At 63.2% G+C, this 12,926-nt stretch carries 7 protein-coding genes; 5 read left to right on the plus strand and 2 right to left on the minus strand.

Features of this window, described 5'->3' with window-relative positions; translation table 11 throughout:
* The first annotated feature begins 11 nt into the window (after positions 1-11).
* Together ABNT42_RS01305 and ABNT42_RS01310 are read left to right on the plus strand one after the other, a co-directional pair.
* Positions 12-2,528 carry a cation-translocating P-type ATPase gene (locus tag ABNT42_RS01305; protein ID WP_348692961.1) on the plus strand — a complete coding sequence of 839 codons (2,517 nt, stop codon included), beginning with the start codon at positions 12-14 and terminating at the stop codon, positions 2,526-2,528.
* Positions 2,529-2,700: 172 nt separating this feature from the next.
* Positions 2,701-3,786: a GDSL-type esterase/lipase family protein gene (locus ABNT42_RS01310; RefSeq protein ID WP_348692964.1), complete on the plus strand. Its 1,086-nt coding sequence runs from the start codon at positions 2,701-2,703 to the stop codon at positions 3,784-3,786.
* On the opposite strand, the gene ABNT42_RS01315 is transcribed toward ABNT42_RS01310, so the two are convergent.
* Together ABNT42_RS01315 and ABNT42_RS01320 are read right to left on the minus strand one after the other, a co-directional pair.
* The gene (locus ABNT42_RS01315; RefSeq protein ID WP_348692967.1) at positions 3,787-4,938 is read right to left on the minus strand and encodes a two-component system response regulator; all 1,152 of its coding nucleotides are present in this window, start codon (positions 4,936-4,938) and stop codon (positions 3,787-3,789) included.
* A gap of 14 nt (positions 4,939-4,952) precedes the next feature.
* A complete protein-coding gene (locus ABNT42_RS01320; RefSeq protein WP_348692969.1) occupies positions 4,953-9,479 on the minus strand; it encodes a PAS domain S-box protein in 4,527 nt (1,508 codons plus the stop codon).
* Between the two features lie 219 nt (positions 9,480-9,698).
* Here ABNT42_RS01320 and ABNT42_RS01325 point away from each other — a divergent pair, with 219 nt between their 5' ends.
* The 3 genes from ABNT42_RS01325 to ABNT42_RS01335 are packed head-to-tail and all read left to right on the plus strand — an operon-like array spanning position 9,699 to position 12,922.
* Positions 9,699-10,736: a MerR family transcriptional regulator gene (locus ABNT42_RS01325; RefSeq protein WP_348692970.1), complete on the plus strand. Its 1,038-nt coding sequence runs from the start codon at positions 9,699-9,701 to the stop codon at positions 10,734-10,736.
* Complete coding sequence (locus tag ABNT42_RS01330) at positions 10,733-11,332, plus strand: lipocalin family protein (RefSeq protein ID WP_348692973.1); 600 nt, start codon at positions 10,733-10,735, stop codon at positions 11,330-11,332. Before ABNT42_RS01325 ends, ABNT42_RS01330 begins: the two co-directional genes overlap by 4 nt.
* Before the next feature lie 15 nt (positions 11,333-11,347).
* Positions 11,348-12,922, plus strand: a complete 1,575-nt coding sequence (locus ABNT42_RS01335; protein WP_348692975.1) for an FAD-binding domain-containing protein — start codon at positions 11,348-11,350, stop codon at positions 12,920-12,922.
* The last annotated feature ends 4 nt before the right edge of the window (positions 12,923-12,926 follow it).

The following is a 12,926-nucleotide window of genomic DNA, read 5'->3' on the forward strand; positions in this document are numbered from 1 at the left end:
CCAGATCGTCTATGCAGAATCCGCCGTCGCAATCTATCGAACAGGGTCTCTCCACCCGTACAGCCAGCGAGCGGCTACTCCGCATGGGCGCCAACGAACTGCCGGTGACGCGCCCACGTAGCAATCTGCGCCTACTGACCGACGTGGTGGCAGAACCCATGTTCCTGCTGCTGGTCGGCTGCGGCGCCATTTATCTGCTGCTGGGCGATCCGGACGAAGCGCTGATGCTGCTGGGTTTCGTCGTCATCGTGATCGCCATGACATTTTTCCAGCAGCGCCGCACCGAACGTTCGCTGCATGCGCTGCGCGACCTGTCCGCGCCACGCGCACTGGTGCTGCGCGATGGCCAGCAGGTGCGCATCGCCGGACGCGAACTGGTGGTTGGCGATGTGGTGCTACTGGCCGAAGGTGACCGCGTGCCGGCCGACATCGATCTGCTCAGCAGCTCCAACCTGATGCTGGATGAATCCCTGCTCACGGGAGAATCTGTCCCCGTCAGCAAACAGACGGGCGCCGACGCGGCACAATCGCGCATCTACTCTGGCACGCTGGTTACCCAGGGCAGCGCGCGCGGCGTGGTCAGCGCCACCGGCAGCGCCAGTGCGCTGGGCAAGATAGGCGCCAGTCTGGCCGCGCTGGGCGGCGAGCTGACGCCGATCCAGCGCGAGACCGCCGCCGTAGTCAAAGCCGTCGCCACCGGCGGCGCCCTGCTGGCTGCTGCGCTGGCACTGGTCTACTGGTATCTGAACGGCGCATGGCTGCAGGGTGTGCTGGCTGGCCTAACGCTGGCCATGGCCATCCTGCCGGAAGAACTGCCGGTCATCCTGACCCTGTTTCTCGGGCTCGGCGCATGGCGGCTGGGCCGTTCGCAGATACTGGCACGCAGCATCCCCGCCATCGAGCTGCTGGGCGCGACCAGCGTGCTGTGCGTCGATAAGACCGGCACGCTGACGGCCAACCGCATGCAGGTACAGGGGTTGTGCAATGAACAGACCAGCTTTGTCGATGCCAGCACGGCCCCGGCCACCTTGCCGGCTACGCTACCGGACGAGCTACACGGCCTGCTCGAATATGCGGTACTGGCCAGCCACCGTCAGGCCTTCGACCCCATGGAACAGGCCATCACCACGGCAGGCACACACTGGCTAGCCAACACCGAACACCTGCACCGCGACTGGCAACTGATCGATGACTACCCGCTCTCGCGCGAATTGCTGGCCATGTCGCGCGTGTGGCAATCGCCCGACGGCAGCGCCTATGTGGTGGCAGCCAAGGGCGCGCCGGAAGCCATCATCGACCTGTGCCACCTCGATGCCGAACGCAGCGTGCGCATCAGCGAACAGGTGGCGGCCATGGCACAGCAGGGTCTGCGTGTAATTGCCGTCGCCAGCGCCCGCTTCAGCGAGCCGGTGCTACCAGATCACCAGCATGTATTCGCGTTCGAGTTCCTCGGTCTGGTCGGGTTGCAGGATCCGATCCGGCCGGAAGTGCCGCAGGCCGTGGCGCAATGCCATGCCGCCGGCATGCAGGTGGTGATGATTACGGGCGACCATCCGGCCACTGCCAGCGCCATTGCACGTCAGGCCGGCATCCACGGCGGCGTGCTGACGGGCAGCGAACTGGCCGCACTGGATGACGCGACACTGGCAACGCGCCTGCCCGATTACCGGGTGTTCTGCCGCATCGCGCCGGAGCAGAAGCTGCAGCTGGTGCAGGCCTTCCGGGCGCGCGGCGAAATCGTCGCCATGACAGGTGATGGCGTCAACGATGCCCCCGCCCTGAAGGCGGCGCACATCGGCGTGGCCATGGGTGCACGCGGCACCGATGTGGCACGCGAAGCGGCCGCACTGGTGCTGCTCAAGGATGATTTTTCTTCGCTGCTGCTAGCGGTACAGCATGGCCGCCGCCTGTTTGCCAATCTGCGCAAGGCGATTGTATTCATCGTCGCCGTGCATGTACCCATCGTCGGTCTATCCATCCTGCCCGTGCTGCTAGGCTGGCCGATGCTGCTGATGCCGGTACACATACTGTTCCTGCAACTGGTGATCGATCCAGCCTGCTCGCTGGTATTCGAGGCGGAGGCGATCGAAGCGGGCGCCATGTATAGCCCGCCACGCCCAACCAGCCAGCGCCTGTTCGAACCAGCTATTCTGCAGCGCGGCCTGCTGCAAGGCGGCATGCTGCTACTGATATTACTAGGCTGGCATGCGCTGCTGCGCTGGAGCGGCACCAGCACGGAAGTGGCGCGCAGCGCCACCTTCGTAGCGCTGGTGCTGGCCAATCTGGGGCTGATCTTCTGTAACCTCAGCTGGCGCCTGCCCGCGTGGCAGCGCAGCCATCAGGCCAACCGGCCGTTCTACTGGATTAGCGCCGCCACCCTGCTGTTACTGGCAGTGGTTACGGGCATAGACGCGGTGCGCAGCCTGTTCGCATTTGCCCTGCCATCCGGCATCCAGTTAGCGGCCAGCATGGCCGTGGCGCTGCTGTGTATGGGCTGGTTCGAACTGGTCAAGCGGCGCCAGAAATAAGCGCCTTCCAGCATGAATCATGGCGCCGCTTGGTGATTTTCGTAATTGCTCGCGGCACTATCTGGCGCCACAATACAGCTCCATCCATCCGCAGCGCGCACCTGCACGCATAGCCTAGCTTATGAAAAAACTGATCACTGCACTAGCGGTAGTACTGGTTACACCGCTATGCATGCCAATATTAGCCGCCACCCTCACGCCACACGACGGCGGCATCGCGCTGCAGCCTGCGCCGCTGGCCGTCGGCGGGCGCGCCGTGCAGCAGGACGGAGTTTGGCGCTATCAATGGCCCGGCGTCTATTTCGATACCGACCTGCAGGGCGATAGCGCCTATCTGCGCCTACCTGCAGGCAAACAACACCTGCAGATCCGGCTCGATGGCGAGCGTATCGCCAGCCTGCAGCCGCCGCTGGCCGCCCAGTACCGGCTAGCCGGCATGGGGCCCGGCCGGCACCGGCTACGCATCGAACTGGTAAGCGAGCAGCAGGACGGCGCGCGTGGCTTTGGCGGCGTCTGGCTAGCACCTGACAGCAGCGCAACGCTGCCTCCTGCCAGCGCGCGCCGCATTGAATTCATCGGTGATTCGTTCACAGTAGGCTATGGCAACCAGTCGCACACGCACCAGTGCAGCGCAGAACAGATCTGGGCCAGTACCGATAACGGTCAGGCCAGTGGTCCCATCGTTGCGCGCCACTATCAGGCCGACTACCGCATCCACGCAATTTCCGGCCGCGGCATCGTGCGCAATTACGCCGGTATGGCCGCCGATACGCTGCCGCAGGCCTACCCCTATCTGCTATTCGATCACAGCGTACGCGATGACGCTGATGGCAAGCCTGCCGGCACTGGCGCATGGCAGCCGCATTACCTCGTGCTGGGGCTGGGTACCAATGATTTCTCCACCGCGCTGGCCAGCAAGGAGCGTTGGCCCGACCGCGCGGCTCTGAAGGCTGATTTTGTCAGCACCTATGTGACGTTTATCAGCACGCTGCGCCAGCGCTATCCACACGCGCAGCTAATACTCTGGGCGAGCGGTGCGCCTGATAGCGAGCTGCGGCAAGCCAATCAGGCTGTGGTGCAGCAACTACGCCAGAACGGCGAAGAACGAGTAAGTCTGGTCGAACTCGCGCCGCTAAGTCTGGATAGCTGCGACTGGCATCCGTCGCAGGCCGATCACCAGCTGATCGCCCGTCGCCTGATCGAGCAGATCGACGCCCTGCCAGCCGTCTGGCCGGCACCCGCCTCCACCACGCGCTAACTAGCCGCCGACGCGGGCGATCTGCTCGCGCTTCTGCTCGAGATCTTCATCGCTATCGGCAAAGCGCGCGGCGATGCTGCGGAACTCGTCCTGCAAGGCCACAAAGGCATCCACCACATCAGGATCGAAATGGCTGCCGCGTCCTTCAACGATCAGCGCCACCGCCTGTTCGTGCGGCATACCGGCCTTGTAGACGCGCCGGCAGATCAGCGCATCGTACACATCGGCCACGGCCATAAGCCGTGCCGCCACGGGGATGGCATCACCAGCCAGTTGCTGCGGGTAGCCCGAACCATCCCATTTTTCCTGATGGCTGTAGGCGATATCCTTGGCCATCGAGAGGAAATTCACCTCCATCCCCAGCTGTTTCTCGGCATGGTCGATAGCATCGCGTCCCAGCGTGGTATGGGTCTTCATGATCTCGAATTCAGCCGCATCGAACTTGCCCGGCTTGAGTAGAATGCGGTCCGGTATGCCCACCTTGCCGATATCGTGCAGTGGCGCCGATTTGAACAGCATGCGGATATAGTCATCAGTCAGCAAGGCTGCAAAGCGCGGGTGGCTACGCAGTTTCAATGCCAGCGCCTGCACATAATACTGGGTACGGCGGATATGGTTGCCCGTATCGGCATCGCGGGTTTCTGCCAGCGAGGCCATGGCCAGTATGGTGACGTCCTGTATCGCCGTGACCTCGCGCGTGCGGCGTACCACTTCCTGCTCCAGAAACGCGCTCTTATCGCGCAGGAAGTCGGCATGGGCTTTGAGTGCCAGATGGATCTTCAGCCGCGCCAGCAGAATGGGCGGGCTGACCGGCTTGGTGATGTAGTCCACAGCACCGATCTGCAGGCCTTTTTCCTCGTCTTCGATATCGGCTTTGGCGGTCAAGAAAATGACGGGAATATCGCGCGTGGCCGGATGGGCTTTGAGTATCTGGCAGACTTCATAGCCATCCATCTCAGGCATCATGATATCGAGCAGGATCAGGTCAGGCAGGTCGCCGGTGGTGGCCAGCTTCAGCGCACGCGCGCCACTGTTGGCGATCTTCAGCTTGTACGCGTGACGCAGCAGCTCGCTCATCAGCGACAGATTTTCCGGCGTATCGTCGACTATCAGTACCGTCGGTTTGACAGGCATTTCCGGGCTGGTATCCATACTTGATTCTCCAGTCAGTAAGGCGAGTTGCCGGGTTCAGTGTTGCGCGCATCCATCGCCAGCCGCAGGCTCTGTTGCGCTCCTTCGAAATCGAAATCACCGAGCAGCGCTTCGATGCGCGACCAATGCTCAGGATAACCGGCTTTGAACAGGTCGCGCTGTTCCTCCCAAAGCTGGCCCGCTTCGGGGTCGCCATCCTCTAGCATGGGCAGCAGTTTCTCACTTGCAGCCTGCAAGACGCGAGCATCGACTACCGTACCAGCTGGCACTTCCGGCTCTGGTTCGGCCATGCCGCCATCCATGCCGCGCAGGCTGTTGAGCACTACGTCGAGCTCCGCCTGCACCGCTAGCAGGGCAGCTTCGATCTGCTCTTGCGCTGCGCCGTCGCGGCAATACTGCTCCAGCAGCGCCGCGTGCTGCTGCAGTGCACGCGCCCCGATGTTACCGGCATTCCCGCGCAGGGTGTGGGCACAGCGCTCGGCTGCCCGTGCATCGCTGCTGTGCTGCGCCGTACGGAAGTGCTGGACGAACTGGCTCTGGTTCTTCTCGAACTTGTTCAGCAGCTTGCGGTACAGCTTCTCGCTATTCATGGTGGTGGCCAGTCCCGCTGCCACATCGATGCCGGGCAGGCTGGCCGGTACGGCGCTCAGCGTGTTCGGATAGGCGCGCCGCACCGGCGCCACATGGCTACCGGCCGCGTCGCTCGGGCGTATCCAGCGCGCCATGGTTTCAAACATCACATCCACATCGAGCGGTTTGGCGATATGGTCACGCATGCCTGCCTCCAGCACCAGCGCACGGTCGCCCGCCATGGCATTGGCCGTCATGGCCAGCACGGGAATCTCGCGCAGCACCGGCGTCTGGCAGATGATGCGGGTGGCCTCGTAGCCATCCATCACCGGCATCTGGCAATCCATCAGAATGCCGTCGAAGGCCTGGTCTTGCGCCAGTATATCGAGCGCTTCGCGGCCATTATTCGCCACCACCACCTGCAGCCCCGCATCGCTGAGCAATTCCAGCGCCAGTTCCTGATTCAGATCGTTATCTTCCACCAGCAGCACGCGGGCGCCCTGCAACTGCACCATGGCCTCCTGCACTGTCTGCCCCAGTTCGGCCACGGGCGTGCGCCGCAGCGAGAATTTCTTCAGCGATTCACCGATCGCTTCCAGCAGCGAAGACGGCGTGGCGGGCTTGGTCAGCACCGTACTCAGTTCCACCTGCTGTTCGCGTGCCGCAGCCAGTGCCTCCTCGCGTCCGTAGGCGGTCACCATGATCACGGCCGGTGCCTGCAGACGGGTACTGCGCTGCAGTTCGCCCACTAGCTGCACGCCATCCATTTCCGGCATGCGCCAGTCGGACAGCAGTAGATCGAACGGCGCCCCATCGGCTTGGGCAGCGGCCACCATGTCCAGCGCCTGCCTTCCGCCACTGGCCGTAGCTGCATGCAGGCCGAAGGACTGCGCCATATCGTGCAGGATTTCGCGCGCCGCCGCATTATCGTCCACCACCAGCACGCGGATACCGCGCAGCTCGTCGGCCGTAAACATGCGGCTGTTCTGCATGCTGGTCTGCAGCCCGAAGCGGGCCGTGAAGTGGAACACTGAGCCCTGCCCTGCCTCGCTTTCGACCCAGATACGGCCGCGCATCATCTCCACCAGCGTTTTCGAAATAGCCAGCCCCAGTCCCGTGCCGCCATATTTGCGCGTGGTGGAGGAATCGGCCTGCGTGAAGGACTGGAACATGCGGCTGCTCTGTTCCGGCGTCATGCCGATGCCGGTATCGCGCACCCAGAAGTGCAGTTCGACTTCGTCGTCCTCCTGCCGCAGGCAGCTAACGCCCACCACGATTTCCCCGTGGTCGGTAAACTTGACGGCGTTATTACCCAGATTGATCAACACCTGCCCCAGCCGCAAGGGATCGCCCACCAGTGCCGTCGGCACATTGGCCGATGCATCGAAGATCAGTTCCAGCCCTTTCTCGTCGGTCTTCATGGACAGCAGATTGCCCAGATTGTCGATCACATCTTCCAGCCGGAAGTCGATGCGTTCCATCGCCAGCTTGCCGGCCTCGATCTTGGAGAAGTCCAGAATATCGTTGATGATGCCGAGCAGATTGCCACCTGCCTGCACCACCTTCTCGATGTAGTTGCGCTGTTTGCGATCAAGCTCGGTCTGCAGCGCCAGCCGCGACATGCCGATAATCGCATTCATCGGCGTGCGGATTTCATGGCTCATGTTCGACAGGAAGTCGGACTTGGCACGGGTCGCACTTTCGGCCTTTTCCTTGGCAAGGCGCAGCGCGTCATTCATTTCGCGGTCGGCGGTAATATCGTCGATGATCCACACCGTGCCTTTGGAATGGTCATCCGGATCAACCGCATTGCCCTGCAGGCGCGCCCAGAACAGACTACCGTCCTTGCGCATTACCTGCTGTTCGCGCGTGTGCGACTTGCCCGCCCAGATGGTCTCGTAAGGCATGGCGCCGATGCGGTTGGCTTCGTCGTCGGCATACCAGATGGCCGTCTGCTGCCCCACCATTTCCCACAGCGGCCAGCCGAACATTTCATGCAGACGGCGGTTGCAGCGGTGCAGCGTACGGTCGCGGATCAGGGCGATGCCGGACGTCGCCGTGTCGAGAATGGCGCGCTGTTCGTCATTGGCCAGTTGTATCAGCTCCTGTGCATTGCGCTCGGCCGTGATATCCCACACGATCACCACCACGCCCTTGTCCGGCTGCTGCTGGTCGATCGCACGCGTCGTAGTGCGCGCCCAGAACAGACTACCATCCTTGCGCCGGAACTGTAGATCCTGCGTATAGGTACGGCCACTGAGTATCTGCGCATAGCCGGCACTGCCCACCAGATCATAGTCTTCCTGCCGGTGGAACCAGCAGCGTGTAGGCTGGCCTTTCAGGGCACCAACCGGATAGCCGAACAGTTCATCGAGCCCGTGATTACACTGGCGGATCACGCGCTGCTGCAGCAATGCGATACCGACCGAGGCTGTACCCAGTATCGCCTCCTGCTCCTGATTGGCCGCCACCAGCGCCGATTCGATGCGCAGACGCTCCGTCACATCGCGCAGCGAACTGGCAATCATCAGCCCTTCGGCCGTGACGATGGGACTCAGGCTGACTTCAACAGGAATCTCGCGGCCATCGCTGGTCAGCGCATACAGCATACGGTCGCTGCCCATGCGGCGCGGTAGCGCCCCCTGCATATATTCGTCGCGCAGGTGGCGATGCGCAGCATGCTGGGCGGCCGGTATCAGCATCTCGACGGGCTGGCCGATAAAGGCATCATGGGCATAGCCGAAGAACGCTTCGGCCTGCAGGTTGACCATCACGATACGTCCGTCGGCACCGGTAATTACCATCGGGTCCGGAGTGGAATTGAGCAATGCACGGAACTGCTGCTCGCGCGCATGGGCGCGCGCTTCGGCAGCCACCCGTTTGCTGATATCGCTGAACAGCGCAAAGCTGATCTGGCGCCCATCGGAACTGTCGACGAAGGTATTCACATAGGCCATGCACGGCAGCAGGCTGCCATCGGCGCAGCGCAAATTAGCCTGCAACTGGTAGGCGCCATGGGCATCCGGCTCGACATGGTCGAGCACATCTTCCAGCCGCTTGCCCCGTATCTGCTCGGACGGCTGCCTGAGCAGCGCCACCATGGCCGCATTATTCTGCACGATGCGGCCGCTATCATCGATCAGCACAAAGCCCTGCTGGGTGGTGCTGAGGATGGATTCATAGCGCCGCCGCGCACTCAGCGCCTGCGAATACAGCAGCACATACAGCAGGCCGAAACTGAGCAGCATCAGCGTAGTAAAGCCGGCCAGCAAGCCCAGCATAGGCTGGCTCAGCGACGATGTAATCTCCACCCCGTCCAGCGGCAGGAAGCGGGCCGATTCCATGGCAATGTAGTGCATGCTGGAGATGGCCAGCCCCAGTACGACCGCCGCCGCCAGCGAAGCCAGATAGGGCATACGGCGCAGGCGGCTGCCGCCAATTGCGCGGTTCAGATATAGCGCCAGCGTTGCCGTCAGCACCGCCGCCAGTAGCGAGAACGCGAACACCTGCGGCTCATACAGCAGCCGTCCCTGAAACTGGAAGGCCGCCATGCCGGTGTAGTGCATCAGGCCGACGCCCGCCCCCATCACGCCGCCCGCCAGCACCAGCCGCACATGGCCGATATTGCGCGAAGCGGTAGCACGCAGTGCGATCGCCGCGGCCGCCACACCCGGCAATGCCGATAGCGCCGTCAGCCACGGGTCATAGGCCACACCGCAATTCAGGCGGAACGACGACATGCCGATGAAGTGCATGGCCCAGATGCCCAGCCCCAGCATCAGCGCACCGAGGATCAGCCAGTGCTGCCCCTGCGCACGGCGACGCGCCATTTCAAACGCACAGTAGGAAGCAAAGATGGCGATCGCCACCGAGGCCAGCACGCCCGTGTAGTCATAGCTGGAACCGATCTGGCGCAGCGCCAGTTCGGCAGCGGAAGCAAAAGAGAACGGATTTCCCGAAAAAACCGCCATTACCACTCCTGCATAAAGTCGTTGTTGGCATTATGAACACAAAAATACTTTCTGTATGCAATTCAGCTATCAGTACCGCCCCCCGCTGCGGCCTGTGGCTGGATTCAGGCGCCAAGATTTACCGCCATAACAGACTCAATTATTAACTCACAATGGGGAAAATGGTTATAATATTTACCATTAAGTGGGTTAATCGTTGATAATTTCAACTCAAAAAAGATGACATCTAACTCGCCGCGGAAAAAGTCTTCTGCCCTGCTACGCAGTAGCGCAGTGGCGCAACTGGCCGGCATGCCCGTCGCCACGCTGCGTATCTGGGAGCAGCGCTATCAGGCCATACAGCCAGAGGCGGCGCCGTCGGGGCATAGGCTATACAGTGCGGAGGATGTGCGGCGCGTCGTCATGCTGCGCCAGCTAACTCTGCACGGCCATGCAATCGGCAGCATTGCCCGCCTGAGCGACCGCCAGTTACAGGCGCTGCAACAGCAACACGATGGTCCGCCCGCCGGTGTGCGCACGCAGGTCGTGGGTGGCGCCCTCCAGATGCGTCTGGGCGCCCCGCCCATCAGCGCCAAACTGGCGCGCCCGCTGGTTCTGCTGGCACCGGCCGAAACGCTGGCCGAAGCTTTGCTGAATGCCGCGGGCGGCAATCTCCAGCTAATGCTGTGGCATCTGCCCGCGCTGCAGAACAGCATACCCATCGACCTGCGCGCAGCGCGACAAAACTGGCCGGATTGTCAGCTAGCCGTGGTGTATCGCTACGCCAGCGCCAGCGCACTGGCTAGCTACGCGGCAGCAGGCATCGCCGTACTGGACGAGTCGACCGACGATGCCCGGCTGGCGCGCTGGCTCGATCAGCTGATTGCCGCCACCCCGCCCTTAGATGACGGCGACAGCACGATCAGCGCCGCCGCCCGCAAGGCCATTGCCAGTGCCGCTGGCAGCGCCGTTGCGCTCCCTATCGCACCACGCCAATTCGACAACGCCGTACTGCTGGCCATCACCGCCATGGCGCCTGCGCTCGAATGCGAATGCCCGCAGCACATCGCCGGCCTGCTACGCCAGCTAGCCGACTTCGAAATCTACAGCGCCGGCTGCGCCCACGACAGCACGGAAGACGCCGAGCTGCACACCGAACTGCAGCACATCGCCGCCGCCGCCCGCACCATGTTCGAGCAGGCGCTGGTACGCGTGGCCAGCCTGAAAGGCATCGCACTCGACAACCCGACACCCCCCAGTTCCAAGGAATCGCTATGAACCCTCGCCTATTCGCTCACTCGCGCACTTCCGAGCAGCAGCCTGCGCGCCGCGCGCTGTGCAGCCTCGCCGCCACTGTGGTGATACTGGCCACGCTGGCCGGCTGCGCGTCGACTGTGGTTCCCGCCGGTGTGCAGCCCGTAACGCCGTTCGAACTGGCGCGCTATCAGGGGCGCTGGTATGAAATCGCCCGTATGGATCACAGCTTCGAACGCGACATGAACGATGTCTCGGCCACCTACAGCACGCAGGCCGACGGCAGCGTGCGCGTGCTCAACCGCGGCTACGATGAAAAACAGGGACGCTGGCGCGAAGCCATAGGCCGCGCCGTTTTCACTGGCGCCAGCAGCACCGGCTCGCTCAAGGTTTCGTTCTTCGGCCCGTTCTACGGCGGTTACCATGTCGCCGCCCTGGATGGCGACTACGGCTGGTCGCTGGTCATCGGGCCAGACCGCAGCTACTGCTGGATCCTCGCGCGCGACAAGCAACTGACGCCAGCCCAGCGCAGCGCCATACTGGCCCGCGCCAGCGCGCTAGGCATCGATACGTCAGCACTGATCTGGGTCAGCCAGCAGCGGCAGGATCCGGCGCACTAACTGACGGGTAGCACCATGACGTATTCGGTGGTCTGGTTCAAGCGTGATCTGCGCGTGCATGACCATGCGCCGCTGCGCTACGCCGCTAGCCGTGGCCCGCTGCTATGCCTGTATGTGCTAGAACCCAGCGTGTGGGCGCAACCCGATTGCGCTACCCAGCACCTGCACTTTCTGCAGGAGAGCCTGCGCGATCTGGCCTACCAGTTGCGCCAGTGCGGCGCACGGCTGCAGTTGGCCGTAGGTGAGATGCCGCAAGTGCTGGCGCGGCTGCATGCGGCGGCACCGTTCGCGCGCCTGCTGGCGCACGAAGAAACCGGCAATGGCCACACCTATGCACGCGATCTGGCAGTCGGCCGCTGGTGCGAACAGCATGGCGTGCAGTGGCAGGAGTGGCCGCAGCACGGAGTTACCCGCCGCCTGCCGGATCGGGATATCTGGCATGCTCTGTGGGAGACGCACATGCAGGCGCCGTGCCTGCCCGCACCAGCACCGGCCAGTCTGCAAGGCCTCACCTTGCCATGGCCACTGATGCGCTGGCCCGATGCACACGAACTGGCGCTTGATCCGCTCGATCCGCCCCAGCGCCAGCGCGGCGGCCGCCAGATCGGCCTGCAAATCTTCCAAGACTTCCTGCAACAGCGCTGCGCGGATTACCGTGGCGGCATGTCCTCCCCGCTGACTGCGCCGCACGCATGTTCGCGCCTGTCGCCGTATCTGGCGCTGGGTAGCCTGAGCATGCGCGAAGTGGTACAGGCCACCATGGCGCGCATCGAAGCACTGGAACAGAATGGCGCCGCACCGGCCGCATGGCAGCGCAAGGGACTGGCCGCCTTTGCCAGCCGGCTGCACTGGCACTGCCACTTCATCCAGAAGCTGGAATCCGAACCGGAACTGGAATTTCGCAATCTGCATCGCGGCTACGACGGTTTGCGCGAGGATGAATGGAACGAGGCGCACTTCACTGCGCTAACGCAGGGGCGCACGGGCTGGCCCATGGTGGATGCCTGCGTGGCCATGCTGCGCGAGACGGGCTGGATCAATTTCCGCATGCGCGCCATGCTGGTATCCGTTGCCAGCTATCCGCTATGGCTGCACTGGCGGCCTGTCGGGCTATGGCTGGCGCGCCAGTTCCTCGACTACGAACCGGGCATCCACTGGAGCCAGATGCAGATGCAGGCCGGCACCACCGGCATCAACACCACGCGCGTCTACAACCCGATCAAGCAGGCGCAGGATCACGATCCGCACGGGCATTTTGTGCGGCGCTGGCTGCCAGCCATGCGGCGCGTACCGGATGCCTATCTGCTGCAGCCATGGCTGATGCCGCAGGCGCTGCAGCAGCGCTGCGGCGTGCATGTGGGCGACCAGATACCGCTGCCCGTGGTGGATCTGGAACAGGCCACCCGCAGCGCCAAGCAGCGCGTGCATGCACTGCGCGCGCTGCCAGAAATCCGCGCTGCCAGAGCTGCCATCGTCGAACAGCATGGCTCGCGCCTGATGCGCGATGGCGTCAGTGCGCGCAAGACTGGCAGCGCCGCGCGCAGAATGCCAGCACCCGCCGCCATGCAGCAGCAAGTGCTGGAATTCTGAGCGG

This window comes from Duganella fentianensis (assembly GCF_964031615.1).
Taxonomy (GTDB): Bacteria; Pseudomonadota; Gammaproteobacteria; order Burkholderiales; family Burkholderiaceae_D; genus Rugamonas; species Rugamonas fentianensis_A.